Raw genomic sequence first — 18,143 nt, 5'->3', positions numbered from 1 at the left:
CTAATGTAAACTATGGATTAGTCAGAGACTCCCTGATGGCAGAAAATTTAATCTGGCTGCAAAAAACAATGTACCCTGGTAAAAAAATAATAGTTTGGGCTGCAAGTTCTCATATTTCCAGACAGGCACTTCTTTCACCCGGCGAGGCTACCATGGGAGATTTTATTGAAAAAAATGGTTTAAACGATATCTATTCAATTGGATTTACGGCGTTTAAAGGTAGATATGAATGGGTAAACAAGCGCTATTCTGGTAATATTGAAGAAGCCTCAAACACTTCACTGGAAAATTATTTTGAAAAAACGGGGTATGATGATTTTTTCCTTGACCTAAAGACCCTGAGTAAAACAAAAAATGGACAATGGTTGAATGAAACAATGGAAATGCGTCCCTTTGGATATACTTATTTGAAAAAGTTAAGCTGGCCCCAAGTATTCGATGCCATTATATTCAATAAGACCATGGAACCGGCTACTTTAATATCAAATAGCAGTAAGAGCAGATAATATTTTACTTTTGCGCCAAATATTTAACATCAGACCTCAAATCTCAAATATTCTTGTTACCGGTGGTACTGGTTTTGTAGGCGCCTATATTATTAAAGAACTGGTACAACAAGGCTTTTCTGTAAGAGCTATTAAACGTTCAACTGCTCGTTTGCCTGAGTTTATTGAGCCAGCCATTTTTGATAAAGTAGACTGGGTGGAGGGGGATATTTTAGATGTTATTGCCCTGGAAGATGCCATGCAGGGTATAGATGCAGTGATACATAGCGCGGCCATTGTTTCTTTTAGCAAAAAGAAAGAAGCAATATGTACCATGTGAATATAGAGGGTACAAAAAATGTAGTGAACACGGCACTGGAAACTGGTGTTCGCAAGCTCATTTACATAAGCTCGGTTGCGGCTATAGGCCGAAAGCTAACGGGTGGAACGGTGAATGAAAAGGCCCAATGGGAAGACTCCAATGCTAACACCCATTATGCAATCAGTAAGTTTAAGGCCGAGCTGGAAGTATGGAGAGGCTTTGCCGAAGGACTGGAGGGTGTTGTATTAAACCCGGCCACCGTTTTGGGCTATGGCAACTGGAACCAAAGCAGCAGCGGTATTTTTAAAAGTGCTTACAACCAGTTTAAATGGTATACTAACGGCGTTAATGGTTTTACGGATGTGGAAGATGTAGCCAGGGCCGCAGTAATGTTGCTAAAAAGCCCCATTACGGAAGAACGCTATATTGTTTGCAATGACAACTGGCCTTCCGTAAATTGTTCGACACCATGGCCGACAATTTTGGAAAGAAACGACCTTACAAAGAAGCTACACCCTTTCTGTCGGGTGTAGCCTGGAGATTAGAAAAGCTTAAATCATTCTTCAGCGGTCAAAAGCCATTGCTTACCAGGGAAAGCGCTAAAGTAGCCAACAGCTTTACACGGTTTGATAATGCTAAACTACTCAAGGCTTTGCCAGGTTTTGCCTACACCCCTTTAGAAGAAACCATTCAAAGGCCTGCAGCAAATATGCTGCAAACTTGTCCGACGCTTAGTTTAATGGGATACAGATTTTAATCCTATAATAGAACCTATCAGGGTTATGATAAAAAGATGCGCCAGAAGCTGGCCGGGTCTTTAAAAAAGAACATTCCCATTAGTGCCGTACCAACGGCTCCTATACCGGTCCAAACGGCGTAGGCTGTACCAATAGGCAATGTTTGCGTTGCTTATCAATAACAACATGCTTATAGTAAGCGTTACCAAAAACCCTCCATACCAGGCATACATTTCCGTACCAGATGTTTCTTTGGCCTTGCCCAGGCAGGAGGCAAATGCTACTTCAAATAATCCGGCGATGATTAAAATAATCCAGTTCATATTTTTAATTTACTGCAAAGGTCTGTTATTAGCCCGACGATTTTTTTACAAATGATAAAAACGAGCTATCGTATTTCGGCCCTGATTCGGCTCAAACTCACCTGTGTGATGCCAAGGTAAGATGCAATATGACCTAAGGAAACCCTGTTGAATAATCCGGGTTGTTGCTCCAGCAGGTCTTTATATCGCTGCGTTGCCGTTTTAAACTGCATGGCAATCAACCGCTCTTCTGTTTTGATCAGTTCCTGCTCTGCCAGCTTTCTTCCCCAATTGGCAATATGCAGATCTTCATTAAAAAGCGCTTGTAGTTTTTGGGTTGAGATCTGGTAGAGTTCGGTATTTTCCAGCAGCTCAATATCTTCATATCCTTTCTGGCTTTTTATATAGCTTTTCATAGAAATTACAGGATCGCCCTCCTGCCCAAACCAGAAAGTAACTTCGTTTTCGGTACTGCTTTCATAGGCTCTTACTATTCCCTTTTTGATAAAGTAGATGGAGTTTTCTATTTTTTGCGCCCGGAGCAGGATATACCCTTTTGGATAAGAGACCTCTTTTATATCTTGAGTAAGCCTGCCCCTGGATTCGGGGGGAAGCGAATAAATGGCATCCAGTATTAAATCAATATGCATTGGTGTTATTTAACTGCTCTTCCGCATCAACTTCCAGTTGAAGCAGTGCCTGGTATGGATCGCCCTGCAGCCCCAGCAACTTCGCAAACGCAGGCTCTGTTTTATAACCCTGGTTTTTCAAAGCAATTACTTTTTCCCGGAATGTATTTCCATATTTGTTCAGCAACCGATGCTCTATCAACAGGTGCCGGTAGCCCGATTGTTGCCAGCAGGGGATATGCTGGCCAAATAGCTCAACCATAAAGCCATCAGCGTAAAAGCCGGCGATAATGGTCTCCTCCTCGCCTTCGCGTTCCCTAATAGAAAAATCTTGACTCGTTTTAAACAGGTTCAGTATTGTATCTCTGAAAAGGTTTTTGTCTTCGAAGCAGCAAATAATATCCAGGTCACTGTTCTCAATATCTACATTAATAGGTATCGTTCCTACCAAAACCGGGTTGAATGCCTGCAGCGTTTCCAAAATCTTATTTTGGTGTAAAACGGTGTACACCTCCTGCTGCCGGCGCGTTCCGTTCTTTAAATAGCTGATATCGTGAAACTGCATGTGTTGTGTTGGTCTCTATTATAACATGTCGAATGTAATACTAATTTTTTCTGTTTTAAGCAGACTTCTTTTCAAAACAAAAGCGGCATTTCTGCCGCTTTTCTAAAAAATGTAGTTTTTTCTTTTTACAACCCTCCAAAGCTAAGACCTATTGTATACGGCTTTAGCTGAGGACCAGCGCCGCTTTCAGTAAGCTGGTAAACTGGTAGGTTCCGAACAATGTAAAGTGTCCCAGGCCGATACGGGCAGTACCTACGATACGGGTAGTATTGAAATATGTTTTGCTCGACTCTTTTAGCAGGTAATTAGGGCTTGAAGCGGGTTCTGTGATACGGCTTCTTGTTCCGCCTTTCAACATGGTTCCTACTTTTACACCAATTGCCACTTTGAAACTTTTGTCGCTCTGCTCCGGGTTTGAAGTATAGCGGAGTTCAATTGGCGCTTCAAGGTAGCTGGTAACTACTTTTGTCTTTTTCACATCCACATTCGCAGTATCACCACCATAAAAGCGCATGGTAGTGGTTCTTCCTTTTACATCGGCAAAGCTCCCATCCAGGAAAACATGGTCTGTACCCACACCCGCACCAATGGCAGCACTTAATTTGGGAGAGCTTTTAAAAGGAAAGTCGAACATAAAATAAGCATTGATGCTCCTTGACAAACCTTTCGTTGCAATACTATCAGGCGCATCCATCCAGTTAGTATAACCCAACTGCACTAAAAAATGGTCGTTAGCGCGGTTGGTAAGATTGTATTTTTCTTTGGTTTTTTAGCTGGCTCGCTCACCACCAATTCGGGTGTACTTGTAGTATCAAACTGGGCAAATACACTTCCTGCAAAAATAAAGCGCATGCAGCAAATAAAATTTTCTTCATAACTATTTTAGATTGGCGCAAATATATTTTTATTTCGGTTAAAAATAGGTTAATGCAGGCTTGCAGGCCATAACATTTTTAAATATGGGAGTATATCTGTGTTTTTGTGTCTGGCAGAACGAGTATATTTTATCAAGAAAGCTACTGGCCTGGCGTAGCCAGATTGTTATTTTATTTCGACCGATTCTGCCGGCAAGAGGCTTTCTCCCATAAAGCGAAGAAATATATGCGCCAGCGTTATCACATCTTTTTGGCAATAGGTAACAATACGATCGAGGTTTTTCTCCTCATAGTACACTTTAGCTACCATACTGCCGTCAATATCATCTTTAGGAGTGGGTATCCCCAGGCTATGAGCCAACAGGTTAAGCGTAGTGTAGCTTTTGTAATCTCCAAACTTCCACAACTCCATCGTATCCAGGTGGTTCACTTCCCAAGGCTTCTTTCCGGCAATGTTTAACAGCAACGGGATTGGTAAGTAGTTGATTATAAGCCTCCTGCATATATAGGGAAAGTCAAACTCTTTCCCGTTATGGGCGCAAAGGTATTTGGGTTCGCTGTTGCTTCTACCGGCGGGGGACTCCATTTAGCCAGCATTTCGCTAAAATTCCTGAGCAACTCTTTTTCATCTGTACCTGCAAAGGACTTAATTACCAGTTTCCTGTTATTTTCCGGTCCCTGTATAACGCCACAGCTGATGCAGATAATCTTGCCGAATTCGGCATAAATTCCTGCCCGCTCATAAATGGTTTCAGGAGTTTCTTCTTCCCTGTTCCTTAATAACATGCCGGCCTTGTTGTCCCAAAGCCCCTTCCAATCTTCAGCCAATTGGTTGTAGGTTGGGTGCTGTGGCACCGTTTCAATATCCAAAAACAGAATGTTTTGTACCGGGTAGCTGCTTAACATAGTTACTTAAAATTACGCCGAATATGCGGTAATTTTATAAATACTTATCACCTTTGGTTCTTTTGATCTCAGAAACATAGTCTTTTATTTCCTGTTCCTTTTCCTTTTTACAGATCATCAGTACGTCATCTGTATCTACCACTATATAGTCTTCGAGCCCCTGTACCAATATCAGTTTTTTGTTAGAAGTATGGATCATAGAATGGTGGGTATCAAAAACCATTACATTACTACCCACAACAGCATTATCAAAATAATCTTTTTCCATATTTGCATGGGCACTGTTCCAGGTACCCAGATCACTCCATGAAAAAGAAGCCGGAATAATGTAAACGTTGTTCGCTTTTTCCATGATTCCGAAATCGATAGAAATACTCGGACACTGAGAGTAAATAGATTCTATTATCTTTTTTCCTCCGGCGTATTGAATTTATCTTTTTCTCCATCGAATAGCTCAAATATTTCGGGCAGATGCTGCTCAAACGCGCTTATGATGGTTTTACACTTCCAGGTAAAAATACCGCTGTTCCATAAAAAATCACCGCTCTCTATAAAGGTCTTTGCCAGCTCCAGGTTAGGCTTTTCGGTAAAGGTTTTTACCTTGTAAATTCCAGGTGCCGCTTCGGGGCCCTCGTGCTGAATATAACCATAACCCGTATTGGGGTGCGTGGGCATAATGCCTACGGTGGTTAATGCATTTACATGCGATACAAAATCCAGGGCTTTATGCATTACACCGCCGAAATTTTCTTCGTCCAGTATATGATTATCTGCGGGCGCTGCAATCATCACCGCATCCGGATTTAGCTCATGAATTTTAAATGCGATATACGCAATGCAGGGCGCCGTATTTTTTCTGAACGGCTCTGCCACAATATTTTGCTGTGGTAGTTCAGGCAGTTGATCGTGAACAATATTGGCGTAATCTTCAGAAGTTACTATAAAGATATTCTCTACAGGAACAATTTTACTATAGCGTGCAAATGTAGCCTGTATGAGGGTTTTACCTGTACCTAATATATCTAAAAACTGCTTTGGAAAACTCGTTCTGCTCTTTGGCCAAAACCGCTTCCAATGCCACCCGCCATAATTGCCACATAATGGTTCTTATTCATAAATTAAATTAACCCTTCTTTTAATAAATCGTGAATGTGTATAATACCCGAGTATTTTGTTCCATTGGTAACCACTAATTGGGTAATGGAGTTTCTGCGCATCATGTCTAATGCTGTAACTGCCAGCTCTTCTGCAATAATACTTTTGGGCGCGCGCGTCATAATATCTTTTGCTGCAATATTTTCAATATCTGCATTTTTTTCCAACATCCTTCTCAGGTCGCCATCGGTAATAATACCGATCAAATTTTGTTGCTCGTCTACTACTGCTGTAACGCCCAGCCGCTTTTTGGTTATTTCCACAATAACCTCTTTCAATGTTTGGTCTGCTAATACTGAGGGCTTTTCATTATGGGCGCAAACATCGGCCACGCGCAGGTATAGTTTCTTCCCCAAAGTGCCCCCGGATGAAATTTTGCGAAGTCTCCATCTTTGAAACCTCTCAATTCCATTAAGCAAACAGCCAAAGCATCACCCATTACCAGCTGTGCTGTGGTGCTGGTGGTGGGCGCCAGGTTATTAGGGCAAGCCTCCTGTTGTACAGTTGTGTCTAAAAAAACATCTGCCTGCAGAGCCAGTAAAGATTGATTGTTTCCTGAAATTGCGATCAGCTTGTTACCAAAATTCTTAATAAGTGGTATCAGTGCCTTTATTTCAGGGCTATTGCCACTTTTGCTTAAAATAATAACTACATCTTCATCCTGCACAATTCCCAAATCACCATGTAGGGCATCTGCGGCATGCATAAAAATAGATGGCGTTCCGGTAGAGTTAAATGTTGCTACTATTTTCTGTGCAATCAGAGAGCTTTTACCAATTCCGCTCAAAACAACGCGCCCCCTGCAGTTTTGTAATAACTCAATGGCTTTGTCGAAATGATCGTCAATCAACAACCCCAGGTCGCTGATAGCCGAAGCTTCCATTGCTATTACACGGAGGGCTATATTTTTAGGTGATTGTGGCATGATTTACAGCAAAAGGCAAAAATATCGGTTTATACATTTAAAAAGAAAAAGCTTTCTTTAATCAATTTGAATGATGTAAAAGAAAACGGGACTAGCTGACTTTCAATGAATAAACACATCGGAAAGATTATTTTGCCTGAAATATTCTACACGCGTCAACAGCCAAAAGAAACTTTAACCTTTTTTGCTTTTAATCGTTTCATTAGTTAGACTAACTTAGCACCCCCTTTCTAAAGAATATTTTTTTATTAGGGTGAACTGGTGTATCTTTTTACACTTGATTTTTTAAATATTATGGATTTGATATAATGGGAGTTAAATCAGCAAAAGCGGCTCCAAAAAAGCCAAAAAAGAACCTGAGCAAAAGCCGAAGGCTAAAATAGATCTGCAAAAAGAATTGCAGAAGAACTTTGGATTCAAACAGTTTAAAGGTAAGCAGGAGGCCATTATAGAGTCTTTACTTGCAGGAAATGATACATTTGTAATAATGCCAACCGGTGGAGGAAAAAGTTTATGCTACCAGTTGCCGGCAGTAATATTAAAAGGAGTAGCCATCATTGTTTCACCGCTTATCGCTTTGATGAAAAACCAGGTGGATCTGGTGAGGGGTTATAATAGCAATGACGAAGTAGCTCACTTTCTCAATTCTACTTTAAATAAGAAGGAAATAAAAGAGGTTCATGACGATCTGCTTTCGGGCAAAACAAAATTGCTCTATGTGGCGCCGGAAACCTTAACCAAACAGGAAAACCTTGCCTTTTTCAGCGACCTGGATATTTCCTTTTTCGCGGTAGATGAAGCGCATTGTATCAGTGAATGGGGCCATGACTTTCGCCCCGAATACAGAAGATTAAGGGAAATGATGGACCAGATCAATGCAGAAGTGCCGGTTATCGCCTTAACGGCTACGGCCACTCTAAGGTACAGAGCGACATTGTAAAAAACCTTGATCTGCGTAATCCTAACATTTTCATTTCTTCCTTCAACAGGGAAAATCTTTATTACGAAATTCTTCCCAAGATAAAAAAGAACCAAACGGACGAAAGCATTGTTCGTTTTATTAAGGGGATGAAGAATAAAAGCGGGATCATTTATACTCTTAACCGTAAAACTACCGAAGAACTTGCCAGTATACTCGAAGCCAATGGCATTACTGCAGTTGCTTATCATGCTGGTCTTGATGCAAAATTGCGTTCTAAAAGACAGGATGACTTTTTAAGCGAAGATGTACAGGTTATTGTAGCCACCATTGCCTTTGGAATGGGTATTGATAAACCAGATATCCGGTTTGTTATTCATTACAATATTCCCAAATCGATTGAGAATTATTACCAGGAAACAGGCCGGGCCGGACGAGATGGCCTGGAAGGCAAGTGTGTGTTGTATTATTCTCATAAAGATGTTAGCAAGCTGGAGCACTTAATGCGCGATAAGCCTTTGAGTGAGCGCGAAGTGGGGGCCCAGCTGATCAATGAAACGGTTGCGTACGCTGAAAGCGGCGTGTGCCGGAGAAAAGTGATCCTGAGTTATTTCGGCGAACATTACCTGGAAGAAAACTGCGGTAATTGCGATAACTGTAAACATCCGAAAGAGAAGATTGAAGCCAAAGCCGAAGTTGTAGTAGCACTTAAAGCACTGAAGGAGCTGGATGAGAAATTTGCCACAGATTACGTGGTTAATATCGTTAGTGGTAAACTTACCCCGCAGGTAAAAATGTTCCGGCACGAAGGGTTAACCTGTTTTGGAGCTGGTAAGGGTCGTGACGCTCATTTCTGGAATTCTCTTGTACGGCAGATGATCCTGGAAGGGCTGATCAGGAAAGACATAGAAGAGTACGGCGTATTAAAGCTTACTGACAAGGGCAATGACTTTACGAAAAAACCCAAAAACTTTACTATCGTTCTTAATAATAAGTTTGAAGACGCTGTGGGTGATGATGAAGAGGCTGGAGAAGGAAACGGGGAAGGTGCTGCAGCAGATGACAAACTCTTTGAAATGCTGAAAGAACTTCGCCAGAAGCAGGCCAAGAAAGTAAACCTGGTTCCCTGGGTAATTTTCCTGGAAACATCGTTGCAGGATATGGCAACCATGTTCCCTACCACACTACAGGAGCTGGAGAAATGCCAGGGCGTAAGCGGTCCCAAAGCCAGGCGCTACGGCAAACCCTTTATTGAACTGATTGCACAGTATGTAGAGGCAAACAATATCGTGAAGCCGGATGATTTCGTGATGAAGAGCGTGGTAAACAAGAGCGGCAACAAGGTATATATTATACAGCAAACGGATAAAAAATACCGTTGGAAACCATTGCCAAGAACAAGGGATGGAAGATCTCGGAACTCCTGGAGGAAATGGAAACCATCGCCGCCAGTGGAACCAAACTCAATCTCGGTTATGCGATCGACGAAATGCTTGACGAAGCTGACCAGGAGGAAATTATCGAATACTTCAAAACCTGCGAAACCTCGTCCCTGGACGTAGCACAGCAGGAACTGGCAGAATTTGACTTCAATTGGGAGCAGCTTAAGATCATGCGAATCAAGTTTTTAGCTGAATATGGGATGTAACTAACATTTTTTTGACAATTATTCACATTGTTATAAAAAAACCACTATTTTTGCAACCCGATTACGGATGGTGCGGTAGCTCAGTCGGTAGAGCAAAGGACTGAAAATCCTTGTGTCGCCGGTTCGATCCCGGCCCACACCACAAAAAAATCCACTCTTTGAGAGTGGATTTTTGCTTTTCTGAACTTATAACACCATACCCGATGCATTATGTATATATCCTTTTTTCGATTGCAACGCAGAAATATTATATCGGGGAGTCTGCTTTTCCCGAAAACAGGTTGGCCGAACATAATACTGCAAAATATGCTGCGGCCAGTACCAGGTTTACCAACGACTGGGTTATAGTAAAACTCATTAACTGTGCAAACAGAACCAATGCACTAAAGATTGAGCGATATATTAAATCAATGAAATCCCGAAAGTTTACTGAACAGCTTATTAACGATCCTGTTTTCTTTTCGAACTTTAAAATTATTGTAAAGCAACGTTTCGATATTGAAATTGGTGGCTAGGATCATCGCCGATTCCTCCGAAGTTTCGGAGCCGGCCCACACCACAAAAAATCCACTCTTTGAGAGTGGATTTTTGCTTTTCTGAACCTATACACCATAACTCCATACGCGATGCATTCTGTATATATCCTTTTTTGGATCAGGTCAAATAATTTGGATAATTGTGGAGGTTAAGCATAAATTTTTGCTAATCGAAAAAGGAAAAGTTGATATCTCTGATGCCTATTGTGCTGATATTCTGAAAGTTTTGGTTAGAGTTAACTATATGTCATATTTTTAAACCAATAAGTTTAAAAATAATTTTGTCTTTAAACTTATTGGTTTACTTTTGAAAAATGAAAAACAATAAACTTGTTATCAAACTTCTTGACAATAGACTGCAATCTATCAGGCCTCTTTATAACATCGAACAGCCCAAAGAAGGATGGGTGAACCTCATTCGAAAAACGCTCAACATTTCATTAAAACAGTTGGGTACCCGACTTTTAATTACTCCACAAGGCGTGAAAAAATAGAAAAGAATGAAGCTGAGGGAAGCATTAGTCTTAATAGTCTTCGTGAAGCTGGAAATGCACTAGATATGAAGCTGGTCTACGGATTCATTCCTAAAGAAGGGTCACTTGAGCAAATGATAGAAATCAGGGCTAGAGAATTGGCTCAAAAGATCGTTATGCGTACTTCTACCACAATGATACTGGAAGACCAGGAAAATAGCCATCAACGTATTAAAGAAGCGATTGTTGATATGACGGAGGACCTAAAAAAGAAATGCCCAGGTCGCTATGGGATTAGATTACCTAAAATATGAAGAAGGGCAAACGCCTCTTGATTTGGACGAAAAAGAAGGTTTACTTCTCCCAACTATTTCAACACGTAGCGAATTGGATGAGCTAGAGCAACGCAATATTGAAGAAGCAATACGCTGGACAATTGAACGACGCAAAAAATTCACCCTAAAGGAGGTTTTTACAGAAACGTTTATAAAACTGCTTCATAAAAGAATGTATGGGTCCGTTTGGGGATGGGCAGGCGCCTTTAGAAAAAGTAATAAAAACATCGGTGTAGATAAATATCAAATCGGGATAGAGCTAAGGTCATTGCTTGATGATTGCGTTTTTTGGATTGATAACAAGATCTTTTCCGAAATAGAAATTGCAGTTCGCTTCAAGCACAGGATAGTTTCTATTCATTGTTTTCCTAATGGCAACGGCAGACATTCCCGCCTCATGGCAGACGTCATTATTGAAAAAGTTTTTAACGGACCAGTATTTACATGGCAGCCGAAGCCTTTCGAAGAGTAGTGAGCTCAGAATATTATATCTTAAGGCATTACATAAAGCAGACAGCGGAGATATTGGCCCACTAATTGAGTTTGCCCAGTCCTAAAAATTGATCGATTGCCCCAAGTATCACCCATTCAAAACGGCTTACCTTCTTTATGCATTTCTCTTTTTATTCCCTCAACTACATCTCCTAAAAAATTTCTTTTTCCCTTTCGCCAGTGTTGTAAGACAAGCATACTGAACCACGTTTACGATATTTCCTCCTGAAAGCTCGTATTGCTTTACCAGTGCCGGAACATCCTCATTGTTACCAAACTCCATTTTTTCGGGGAAAGTATTTTTCCAGATCTTTTCCCGCTCATCTGGAGTGGGTTGCATAAACTTGATAATCGCGTTAAACCGTCTTATAAAAGCTTCATCAATATTGCTTTTCATATTAGATGCCAGTATTACCAGCCCATCAAAATCTTCAACCCGTTGTAATAAATAGGATACTTCCTGGTTGGCATATTTGTCATGCGCATCACGCACTCCTGTTCTTTTACCAAATAAAGCATCAGCCTCATCAAAAAAGAGTATCCAGTCTTTGGCTTCTGCCCTGTTAAAAAGAGCTTCGAGGTTCTTCTCCGTTTCCCCGATATACTTCGACACGACCATAGAGAGGTCAACACGATAAACTTCCCGCTTTGTATGTTTCCCCAGTAAAGTTGCCGTTAGCGTTTTACCGGTTCCGGGCGGACCATGGAAAAGCACACGATAGCCCTTCTTCAGCTTTTTATCCATTTTTAAACCACTCATTAAGGTCTTTTTATGCTGCAGCCAGTTTTGCAATTCCTGCACCTGGTGCATCGCCTCAGCACTTAATACCAGGTCATCCCATCCTAATCCGGTTTCAATATGTTTTGCAGGAAAACTGCTGCTGAAACGGGGCTTTGAAGCCTTTCCGATCAATAACAGATCCACATACTCCTGTGATAAAACCAGTTTAGCACTGAACGTGGGTTCGCCCGACAGTGTTGTATCCAACCACAAAATATTTTTTTATAAAAAAATGGTCGGCGGAGAAATACCGGGAAACCCTTAGCCGCTCGCTTACATCCATTCCTGCCAATACAAATAAAGCCGTTTCGCCCGTGGGTTGCATTCCTCGCTGATTACCTGTTTTTATTCCCCCTAATTCGGGGAACTCCCCACCCTGCGGTAAATACTGCTGAATTGCAGTATCGAAAAAGCCGGGAACAATATGCGGCGCCAGGGCCATTGTTATAATTACGAACTCTTCTGCATTTAGAGCGGGCATTGATTTTATTTTAGGAACCGCAATATCTGTGGGTAAGATCTTGGCCGGGGCCTGCTCTTGCTTGCTGAAAAAGTAGTACAGACGCTGACTTATCGCCGTGCTCAGAAGGTCGAGGCCTTCGCGTAAATGGTTTAATTCCTTCGCCATATTAAATTGAATATGTACTTTGTTGGGTTCACTCCAGAGTATTCTTTAACCTTCCTTTTTACGGGTAGGCAGACTGGAAGTATGCGAAAACATCTGGCCTCAAAAGTGTTAACTGTGCCGGGTCGGTAACATACATGGCAAAATACTCGGCAAAGCTTTCTTTAAGGTCGGTTGTTCCATAATTAGTAACCGAGGGGTTAGCACTGTTTAACCGGCTGAACCGGGTACGCCTGTTTGCCCCTCTGTTAAAGCACCATTGGCCCCCAACCTGTAAAAACCCGACGCAGAGTCTGCGGCAGTGCCGCTTGCAGCCAGGAAAATGGGGTTAAAGTCAAGCCAGTGACCTATTTCATGCGCTACCACATAGGCTGTTCGTGTAAAACCGCTATAGTTAAGTATTGTAGGTCTGGTAACAGTACTCCATACTATTATCTCTCTCTGATTTGCCGACACACCTGTTTGTAATAATGCTTCTCCGTCTTCTCCTAATTGTGTTATGGTTTGAAGAAGCTGGCTTCTATACCTAAATCTCATCCCGGCTATTTGGCTCAAAGCGGTGGCCGGAACGCGGTTCATTACATCGATTAATTCGTCATAGCGATCATCTGGCCAGCCTATCGCTGTAAAATCGTGTCCGCCAACGGCAAATGTACCCGGGCGGGCTGTCAATGCAGGAGTAGTTCTTGCTGCAGACACAAATTCCAGGTGAAATTGCGGCTGAGCCGCTCCGCTGGAACCGGGATTAGCGTTCAAATAAGTAATTCTAAAAATACCCGCTTGGCCGCCAAAGGAAGAAAGATCCATGTTGATGGTAGCTGTTGAGTTCTGCGGCATATTATGCGTACTTACAAAGTGGCCGGGTAAACTACTTAGCCCTCTTGCAACATCAAATGTTGCACTTTGTGGCGTTGCGGTTGTCTGGGTAACAGATGCGTCGATCACTGTTGTACCGGAGAACCCGATGGATGCATTGGGTGGAGATTTCCTGAAATAGTCTTCAAGTGCCCCGGTAGAAACCACTGCTGGCGCCAATGGCACGTCCCAAAAACTTATTCTGTTCCTGATGGCCTGTTGGTTGGTCGCCGAAATGGTTGCTCCTATGTTCGCTAAACTGCGCTGCACGCCTTTGGTTGTACTCTTTTGCTGCACCACATGTGTTAATTCATGAGCCAGCAATCGTTTGCCTTTCTCTGTTTCCGGTTGATACTGTTCTTTATTAAAAACAATATCGCTTCCGGTTGTATAAGCCAGCGCATTAATACTCTGTGCTGATTTAGCGGCAACAACTCCGGTATGAACTTTTACGTTTGAAAAGTCCTGCCCCATTCTCTCCTCAAAAAAGATCGGGTGCGTGTCGGCAATGAATGACCAGAACTATTCATGTTGCCAATAAACTTTTCCGTGTTTTCAGGGATGTCTGGCTCAACCGTATCCGATTTTTTTAGCTGCAGTCTTGGTTGCTGCACTTGCTTCTCCTCCTGCTGATGCAACGGCTTAAAAAAGCAGCGCCCCCACTACCCGCATTATCTTTTCGCATTACTTTTTCAGCAACCGCATCCGCTTCTTGCTCGTAGCTATCACCAGGTTGATTGATAGTCAGCTTAGGCTGAATAAACAATCCTTGATTGGTGGCGGATTGTTTATTGCCGTGCTGTCCGGTTATGGCGAAATTGCTGTGCATCGTTCCCCGATTGGTATTATTTTAATTTGAGCTTTTTCTACTCCCACTGTCCCGGTAATCTTTGTTAGTATTTCACATCCACTTTCGTGTGCCCTATTACACTATGATAATTGATCTGTTGCATTTCGTTGGTTCCCCAATCCACATGTACACATCCGTGCGAGCTCCAATCTAAAGGACCCTGGTGCAATGCCTCTCCTCCATGGAAGAAAACGGCAAAGCTCATGTTTGCCGACAAGTCCTTTGAATACCTTTTATTAGGTCCCTCCCTATTTTTCTTATCTACTTTACCAGAATACTTTCCGCTATTGTAACCAATTCCTTCTATGCGGGTTACTTTAAAGGAGCCCGCTGAAGTCATTCCTAAATTCTCAGACCCGGCCGTTGCAGTAAATGTGATGTCTGGCAGCTTTACAGCATTATTGTAATAGCTTGCTTTTCCGGTTCCTGTATATGTTGTATAGCCATTCACATCAGTAATTGTTGTATCCAGGGTCAGCGTTATCGCCTCTATCCAGGGTTTGGTGTCTTTGTCTTTTTTATAGGAAAAGGAATCTTCGACAAGCGTTGTTGTATCATTTTTTCCGAAGTTGAAGGCTTTTTTACTTCTATAGGGTTGTATGTTCGGGCTTTGCTGCACCACATGCGTTAATTCATGAGCCAGTAGTTTTTTTCCCGCATCTGTTCCTGGCTGATACTGGTTTTGATTAAACACTATATTATTCCCCGAAGTATAGGCCAGCGCATCAATGCTCTGGGCAGATTGAGCAGCTACACTATCTGAATGGATCCGCACATTTGAAAAATCATGGCCCATACGCGATTCAAAAAATTGCTGCGTCTGATGCTCTAACGCGGCGCCTTTATTATTCAAACCCCTACATAATCGGTTAGCTGATCAGGCGCCGCCGCTTCTGAACTGTTTTGTTCTTTACGTTGTAGTGGTGCGCCTACCGGAGGAAAGAACAACGGGCTTTTTGTTGAGTGATCCATCGTACGCATTACTTTATCTGCAACGGCATCTGCCTCCTGTTCATACACATCATTGGGTTGATTAACAGTTAGCTTCGCCTGCAGCGGTGCAAAAAAGCGGTTACCGACATTTGCCGATTTTTTCTCTTTCGTTTTTGTTTGTAATGTGTGCATCATTTACTGTTTTAAGCATTTTCTCACCCCCACTCCGTTGTAACAGGTGTTGTCATCCAGGGCAATTTTATGTAGCCAATGCCCCAGGGCAGGCGGTCGAGTAAAACATCTTCTGTTCGCTTCTCCACCAATAATCGCCAAGCATTGTCTTCTAACCTTAGCTTCCTTTCCTCAAAACAAACGCTTCTAAAAGACCTTTGATTGATGTATTTCTTAAAGCATTCCAGTACTCTATCACTGAAAGCAAAAGCTCATCACATTCTTTACTTTCTTCGTCGTTTATTTCACAATCTATTGATACGGGATCATTATAGGAAATGCCGCAAAGGATCTTCGGCAAGACCATTTTTGCATCTGAATAATCCTCTTCGAGGTATAAGAGATAGTGGATCAGGGCTAATGCCCTCGCTCTATTCGTTATTTGCTTTTTTGATTTGTTACCGATAACCTATCAAATAAAACCGGCAGGAAGGGGTGCAGCAAAACAAGTCCTGCATTTTGTATCCAAATAGCGGTCTCAACATCTTCCGCTTTCGAACTGATAGGGTGTTCTTTTTTAGCGCTACTTGCTGAACTGTTGCCTCCGCTTTATTTTCTCCTGGTTCCTGCTCGTCTGGATCATTGGTAATGTCCATCATTTCCATAAACAGCTGTTCATCGATTTCTTCTTTATTTGCTATGGCCTTTACAAGAAGCTGACCTGCTTTTATGATCTCTTTCTTCCTGTTTTGTTTCATCAACAAACGCGTCTTCCAATGATCATCATGCGGGTTTACCTTCACAAAAAAGGAAGCAATAACAGTAATATAGATTCGTTCATTTCAAATATAAACCGTTGCTGCGCCTGCGATGATTCTAATATCACGGGAAGTTGATGGGCAATGGCTTTAGCATGTTCCAGAACTAATAACTCTAATTCTTTTGCACTTAGTACCTGCTGGTGAAACCAGGGATAATATCCTTTTTGGAGATAAAAAAACCAGGCATCCAGCAATCTGTTTGAAATAGCTGGCTCAGCGGTTACACCGTCCTGAAATTCATCAATATCGCTTTCTGCTTTTGATCGGTTAGCTCTCTTCTTAAGGCTAATATCAGTTCTCTTTGAAACAATTCTGTTCCCCGGCTTTTGCGAGATTAATATTAAGTTCCAAGCGGTCTATACGCACTTGTTCATCCGCACCATAGAATTCATCCAGGATTATTTGTAATTGTCGCGGAAAATCATCACTCAAATAATCTGCCACCTCTGCCCTCCACTTAAAAGCATTTTCTGTAGCAATACCCAAAGTATTTACCGCAACCCTATTTACTATGTGCTTTGTTTCGACACTTTAGCGTGGTCTTATTTTAACGATATCATTATTGATCTTTGTAATGGAGGTGTCAAAGCTTTCCTTCTGCGCATTTAACTTAGTGGTCGCAGTTATATCGGCCGTATTTAAAATTTCCGTTCTTGTTGTCGCCAGTTTCTGATCGAAGCTGTTGGCATTATTACTAATAGATTGATTAATTCCCGCGATAGCACTATTCAATTTGGCATCATTAGAAGCTACCGACTGACCGATTTTTGCATCAAGTGTGTTGTTAACTGCAGTTACCCTATCATTCACCGTTTTAATATCCTGGTCTGCTTTTGTTAATATTTCACTTCTTGTTGATGTGATCTTAACATCCAGCGAATTAATATCGGTATTTGCTTTTTGAATCAATGCTTTACTTTCCGTAATGTCTTTTGCTACGGCATTGAACCTGCTGTTCATATTGGTTTCGAAATCGCCCAGCTTTCCGTTAAACTCGGTTCGAACTCCTGTAACCATTGAATCAAATTCTTCTCGTGTAAATTCGCCCAGTTGTGTTCCGTTTACTTTTACATTTGATTTTGTAACAACGGTGTCATAAGACGAGATTAGCTTTGAGAATGAACTTTCATAGCGGTCTTTTACTACATCTACTTTTTGAATAATGCTCTGTTCATTTTTTAATACCTGCTCACCAACTCTATTTATCCTTCCATCAAACTCGTTTATCTTCTGATTCAATACACGTTCTGATTGTTGCGTTAGATCTTTGACTTTTACAAGCTGGTCATTAATATTAAAAATATCAACATTTAATATAGGGCGTTTGATGATGTCTTTCGAGATAGTAAAATCTATTTCTCTTATAGGCCTTACAGGAAGATTCGACGTATCAACCGATGCTTCTACGAGATCTGCTTTTGCAATATAAGGTAGGTAAAAGTCTGCCACTACCGTTTCTACATCACCCGTTTTTTCATACACCAAAACAAACGTACCGCCTTTACAAACACCGCATTGTGCAACATAGAGGGGTTTTGTTTGAGGAAGTTGCTAAAGATGTATCCGTCTTCCACCTGTTGTTTTTGTTTCACCAAAAGATCACCTAACCACAGCAAAGCTTTGGGCTGTTCCAATATGGCCAGGTTTTCTATAGGTGAACGGTAAGCAGCAGTGGTAAATAGCTTGGAGTTCTTGTTGATCTGCGCACCTGCATTAGCCATGGTAATATGCATATCATCCCAATCTACTTTTCCGGCGGTTTCTAAAACAGGTTTTGCCAGTAACGTTTTGGCATTGGTGATC

27 protein-coding genes, 1 tRNA gene and 4 pseudogenes are annotated in these 18,143 nt (G+C 41.7%); 10 read left to right on the top strand and 22 right to left on the bottom strand.

Annotated elements, in window-relative coordinates; all coding sequences use genetic code 11:
* Window positions 1-2: 2 nt before the first annotated feature.
* From MKP07_RS08430 to MKP07_RS08420, 3 genes and pseudogenes are all read left to right on the top strand, one after another.
* A pseudogene (locus tag MKP07_RS08430) lies at window positions 3-506 on the top strand (erythromycin esterase family protein); the annotation flags it as partial.
* Window positions 507-609: 103 nt separating this feature from the next.
* A pseudogene (locus tag MKP07_RS08425) lies at window positions 610-1,340 on the top strand (NAD-dependent epimerase/dehydratase family protein); the annotation flags it as partial.
* Window positions 1,277-1,564: a hypothetical protein gene (locus MKP07_RS08420; RefSeq protein ID WP_240846692.1), complete on the top strand. Its 288-nt coding sequence runs from the start codon at window positions 1,277-1,279 to the stop codon at window positions 1,562-1,564. The pseudogene MKP07_RS08425 and the gene MKP07_RS08420, both read left to right, overlap by 64 nt.
* A gap of 23 nt (window positions 1,565-1,587) precedes the next feature.
* On the opposite strand, the gene MKP07_RS08415 is transcribed toward MKP07_RS08420, so the two are convergent.
* The 10 genes from MKP07_RS08415 to MKP07_RS08370 form a co-directional block, all read right to left on the bottom strand.
* Entirely contained in the window at window positions 1,588-1,704 is a 117-nt protein-coding gene (locus MKP07_RS08415) for a DMT family transporter (RefSeq protein WP_240846690.1), read from the bottom strand.
* Between the two features lie 228 nt (window positions 1,705-1,932).
* On the bottom strand, window positions 1,933-2,496 hold the full coding sequence (locus MKP07_RS08410) for a Crp/Fnr family transcriptional regulator (RefSeq protein ID WP_240846688.1): 564 nt from the start codon (window positions 2,494-2,496) through the stop codon (window positions 1,933-1,935).
* Window positions 2,486-3,040 (bottom strand): DUF4269 domain-containing protein, encoded by a 555-nt coding sequence (locus MKP07_RS08405; protein WP_240846685.1) that lies wholly within the window; start codon window positions 3,038-3,040, stop codon window positions 2,486-2,488. The genes MKP07_RS08410 and MKP07_RS08405 overlap by 11 nt, the downstream gene beginning before the upstream one ends.
* A 163-nt stretch (window positions 3,041-3,203) precedes the next feature.
* Window positions 3,204-3,758 (bottom strand): outer membrane beta-barrel protein, encoded by a 555-nt coding sequence (locus MKP07_RS08400; protein ID WP_240846682.1) that lies wholly within the window; start codon window positions 3,756-3,758, stop codon window positions 3,204-3,206.
* Window positions 3,759-4,081: 323 nt separating this feature from the next.
* On the bottom strand, window positions 4,082-4,501 hold the full coding sequence (locus tag MKP07_RS08395) for a ribonuclease H-like domain-containing protein (protein WP_240846680.1): 420 nt from the start codon (window positions 4,499-4,501) through the stop codon (window positions 4,082-4,084).
* A complete protein-coding gene (locus MKP07_RS08390) occupies window positions 4,402-4,785 on the bottom strand; it encodes a 3'-5' exonuclease family protein (RefSeq protein WP_240846678.1) in 384 nt (127 codons plus the stop codon). The genes MKP07_RS08395 and MKP07_RS08390 overlap by 100 nt, the downstream gene beginning before the upstream one ends.
* 70 nt (window positions 4,786-4,855) lie before the next feature.
* Window positions 4,856-5,173, bottom strand: coding sequence for a hypothetical protein (locus MKP07_RS08385; RefSeq protein ID WP_240846675.1), 318 nt, complete (start codon window positions 5,171-5,173; stop codon window positions 4,856-4,858).
* 50 nt (window positions 5,174-5,223) lie between these two features.
* Complete coding sequence (locus MKP07_RS08380; protein WP_240850706.1) at window positions 5,224-5,841, bottom strand: mannose-1-phosphate guanylyltransferase; 618 nt, start codon at window positions 5,839-5,841, stop codon at window positions 5,224-5,226.
* Between the two features lie 98 nt (window positions 5,842-5,939).
* Complete coding sequence (locus MKP07_RS08375) at window positions 5,940-6,254, bottom strand: CBS domain-containing protein (RefSeq protein ID WP_240846672.1); 315 nt, start codon at window positions 6,252-6,254, stop codon at window positions 5,940-5,942.
* An 11-nt stretch (window positions 6,255-6,265) separates the two neighbouring features.
* Window positions 6,266-6,901 (bottom strand): KpsF/GutQ family sugar-phosphate isomerase, encoded by a 636-nt coding sequence (locus MKP07_RS08370; protein WP_240846670.1) that lies wholly within the window; start codon window positions 6,899-6,901, stop codon window positions 6,266-6,268.
* Between the two features lie 397 nt (window positions 6,902-7,298).
* Between MKP07_RS08370 and MKP07_RS08365 the strand changes: the two genes are divergently transcribed.
* The 7 genes and pseudogenes from MKP07_RS08365 (at window position 7,299) to MKP07_RS08340 (ending at window position 11,284) form a co-directional block, all read left to right on the top strand.
* The gene (locus tag MKP07_RS08365) at window positions 7,299-7,841 is read left to right on the top strand and encodes a DEAD/DEAH box helicase (protein ID WP_240846667.1); all 543 of its coding nucleotides are present in this window, start codon (window positions 7,299-7,301) and stop codon (window positions 7,839-7,841) included.
* Window positions 7,742-9,022 (top strand): annotated as a pseudogene (locus MKP07_RS08360) (RecQ family ATP-dependent DNA helicase); the annotation flags it as partial. The gene MKP07_RS08365 and the pseudogene MKP07_RS08360, both read left to right, overlap by 100 nt.
* Before the next feature lie 176 nt (window positions 9,023-9,198).
* Complete coding sequence (locus MKP07_RS42270; protein WP_394803543.1) at window positions 9,199-9,468, top strand: hypothetical protein; 270 nt, start codon at window positions 9,199-9,201, stop codon at window positions 9,466-9,468.
* Window positions 9,469-9,537: 69 nt separating this feature from the next.
* A tRNA-Phe gene (locus tag MKP07_RS08355) sits at window positions 9,538-9,610 on the top strand.
* Window positions 9,611-9,671: 61 nt separating this feature from the next.
* On the top strand, window positions 9,672-9,983 hold the full coding sequence (locus MKP07_RS08350; protein ID WP_240846666.1) for a GIY-YIG nuclease family protein: 312 nt from the start codon (window positions 9,672-9,674) through the stop codon (window positions 9,981-9,983).
* Between the two features lie 424 nt (window positions 9,984-10,407).
* Window positions 10,408-10,791, top strand: coding sequence for a helix-turn-helix domain-containing protein (locus tag MKP07_RS08345; protein ID WP_240846663.1), 384 nt, complete (start codon window positions 10,408-10,410; stop codon window positions 10,789-10,791).
* A complete protein-coding gene (locus MKP07_RS08340; RefSeq protein WP_240846660.1) occupies window positions 10,766-11,284 on the top strand; it encodes a mobile mystery protein B in 519 nt (172 codons plus the stop codon). Before MKP07_RS08345 ends, MKP07_RS08340 begins: the two co-directional genes overlap by 26 nt.
* Before the next feature lie 159 nt (window positions 11,285-11,443).
* On the opposite strand, the gene MKP07_RS08335 is transcribed toward MKP07_RS08340, so the two are convergent.
* The 12 genes and pseudogenes from MKP07_RS08335 to MKP07_RS08285 all read right to left on the bottom strand — a co-directional run bounded on the left by MKP07_RS08335 (window position 11,444) and on the right by MKP07_RS08285 (window position 18,073).
* The gene (locus MKP07_RS08335) at window positions 11,444-12,292 is read right to left on the bottom strand and encodes an ATP-binding protein (protein ID WP_240846658.1); all 849 of its coding nucleotides are present in this window, start codon (window positions 12,290-12,292) and stop codon (window positions 11,444-11,446) included.
* Window positions 12,252-12,713 carry a hypothetical protein gene (locus tag MKP07_RS08330; RefSeq protein ID WP_240846657.1) on the bottom strand — a complete coding sequence of 154 codons (462 nt, stop codon included), beginning with the start codon at window positions 12,711-12,713 and terminating at the stop codon, window positions 12,252-12,254. The genes MKP07_RS08335 and MKP07_RS08330 overlap by 41 nt, the downstream gene beginning before the upstream one ends.
* 207 nt (window positions 12,714-12,920) lie before the next feature.
* Entirely contained in the window at window positions 12,921-14,057 is a 1,137-nt protein-coding gene (locus MKP07_RS08325; protein WP_317235968.1) for an eCIS core domain-containing protein, read from the bottom strand.
* A 97-nt stretch (window positions 14,058-14,154) separates the two neighbouring features.
* Complete coding sequence (locus MKP07_RS08320; protein ID WP_240846653.1) at window positions 14,155-14,394, bottom strand: hypothetical protein; 240 nt, start codon at window positions 14,392-14,394, stop codon at window positions 14,155-14,157.
* Window positions 14,395-14,458: 64 nt separating this feature from the next.
* Window positions 14,459-15,268 carry an eCIS core domain-containing protein gene (locus MKP07_RS08315; RefSeq protein WP_240846650.1) on the bottom strand — a complete coding sequence of 270 codons (810 nt, stop codon included), beginning with the start codon at window positions 15,266-15,268 and terminating at the stop codon, window positions 14,459-14,461.
* Window positions 15,265-15,543: a hypothetical protein gene (locus MKP07_RS08310; RefSeq protein WP_240846648.1), complete on the bottom strand. Its 279-nt coding sequence runs from the start codon at window positions 15,541-15,543 to the stop codon at window positions 15,265-15,267. The genes MKP07_RS08315 and MKP07_RS08310 overlap by 4 nt, the downstream gene beginning before the upstream one ends.
* Window positions 15,544-15,563: 20 nt before the next feature.
* Window positions 15,564-16,083 (bottom strand): annotated as a pseudogene (locus MKP07_RS08305) (contractile injection system tape measure protein).
* On the bottom strand, window positions 15,978-16,322 hold the full coding sequence (locus MKP07_RS08300; RefSeq protein WP_240846646.1) for a hypothetical protein: 345 nt from the start codon (window positions 16,320-16,322) through the stop codon (window positions 15,978-15,980). The pseudogene MKP07_RS08305 and the gene MKP07_RS08300 overlap by 106 nt, the downstream one beginning before the upstream one ends.
* Window positions 16,319-16,585 carry a contractile injection system tape measure protein gene (locus tag MKP07_RS37990; RefSeq protein WP_317235967.1) on the bottom strand — a complete coding sequence of 89 codons (267 nt, stop codon included), beginning with the start codon at window positions 16,583-16,585 and terminating at the stop codon, window positions 16,319-16,321. Before MKP07_RS37990 ends, MKP07_RS08300 begins: the two co-directional genes overlap by 4 nt.
* A 46-nt stretch (window positions 16,586-16,631) precedes the next feature.
* Window positions 16,632-16,853: a contractile injection system tape measure protein gene (locus tag MKP07_RS37985; protein WP_317235966.1), complete on the bottom strand. Its 222-nt coding sequence runs from the start codon at window positions 16,851-16,853 to the stop codon at window positions 16,632-16,634.
* 18 nt (window positions 16,854-16,871) lie between these two features.
* Window positions 16,872-17,825, bottom strand: a complete 954-nt coding sequence (locus MKP07_RS08290; RefSeq protein WP_240846643.1) for a hypothetical protein — start codon at window positions 17,823-17,825, stop codon at window positions 16,872-16,874.
* Window positions 17,798-18,073, bottom strand: a complete 276-nt coding sequence (locus MKP07_RS08285; protein WP_240846640.1) for a hypothetical protein — start codon at window positions 18,071-18,073, stop codon at window positions 17,798-17,800. The genes MKP07_RS08290 and MKP07_RS08285 overlap by 28 nt, the downstream gene beginning before the upstream one ends.
* Window positions 18,074-18,143 lie beyond the last annotated feature (70 nt).

The sequence above is a fragment of the Paraniabella hibiscisoli genome, from assembly GCF_022512515.1.
GTDB classification, from domain to species: Bacteria; Bacteroidota; Bacteroidia; order Chitinophagales; family Chitinophagaceae; genus Niabella; species Niabella hibiscisoli.
Note: the sequence above shows the minus strand (reverse complement) of the source record. Positions and strands in the feature narration are given on the sequence as shown.

Excerpts from the sequence above, each read along its gene's own strand:
- MKP07_RS08420 (WP_240846692.1), top strand. The coding sequence starts at position 1,277 with ATGGCCGACAATTTTGGAAAGAAACGACCTTACAAAGAAGCTACACCC.
- MKP07_RS08410 (WP_240846688.1), bottom strand. The coding sequence starts at position 2,496 with ATGCATATTGATTTAATACTGGATGCCATTTATTCGCTTCCCCCCGAA.
- MKP07_RS08405 (WP_240846685.1), bottom strand. The coding sequence starts at position 3,040 with ATGCAGTTTCACGATATCAGCTATTTAAAGAACGGAACGCGCCGGCAG.
- MKP07_RS08395 (WP_240846680.1), bottom strand. The coding sequence starts at position 4,501 with ATGGAGTCCCCCGCCGGTAGAAGCAACAGCGAACCCAAATACCTTTGC.
- MKP07_RS08385 (WP_240846675.1), bottom strand. The coding sequence starts at position 5,173 with ATGGAAAAAGCGAACAACGTTTACATTATTCCGGCTTCTTTTTCATGG.
- MKP07_RS08370 (WP_240846670.1), bottom strand. The coding sequence starts at position 6,901 with ATGCCACAATCACCTAAAAATATAGCCCTCCGTGTAATAGCAATGGAA.
- MKP07_RS08350 (WP_240846666.1), top strand. The coding sequence starts at position 9,672 with ATGCATTATGTATATATCCTTTTTTCGATTGCAACGCAGAAATATTAT.
- MKP07_RS08345 (WP_240846663.1), top strand. The coding sequence starts at position 10,408 with ATGGGTGAACCTCATTCGAAAAACGCTCAACATTTCATTAAAACAGTT.
- MKP07_RS08340 (WP_240846660.1), top strand. The coding sequence starts at position 10,766 with ATGGGATTAGATTACCTAAAATATGAAGAAGGGCAAACGCCTCTTGAT.
- MKP07_RS08330 (WP_240846657.1), bottom strand. The coding sequence starts at position 12,713 with ATGGCGAAGGAATTAAACCATTTACGCGAAGGCCTCGACCTTCTGAGC.
- MKP07_RS08320 (WP_240846653.1), bottom strand. The coding sequence starts at position 14,394 with ATGCACAGCAATTTCGCCATAACCGGACAGCACGGCAATAAACAATCC.
- MKP07_RS08310 (WP_240846648.1), bottom strand. The coding sequence starts at position 15,543 with ATGATGCACACATTACAAACAAAAACGAAAGAGAAAAAATCGGCAAAT.
- MKP07_RS08285 (WP_240846640.1), bottom strand. The coding sequence starts at position 18,073 with ATGCATATTACCATGGCTAATGCAGGTGCGCAGATCAACAAGAACTCC.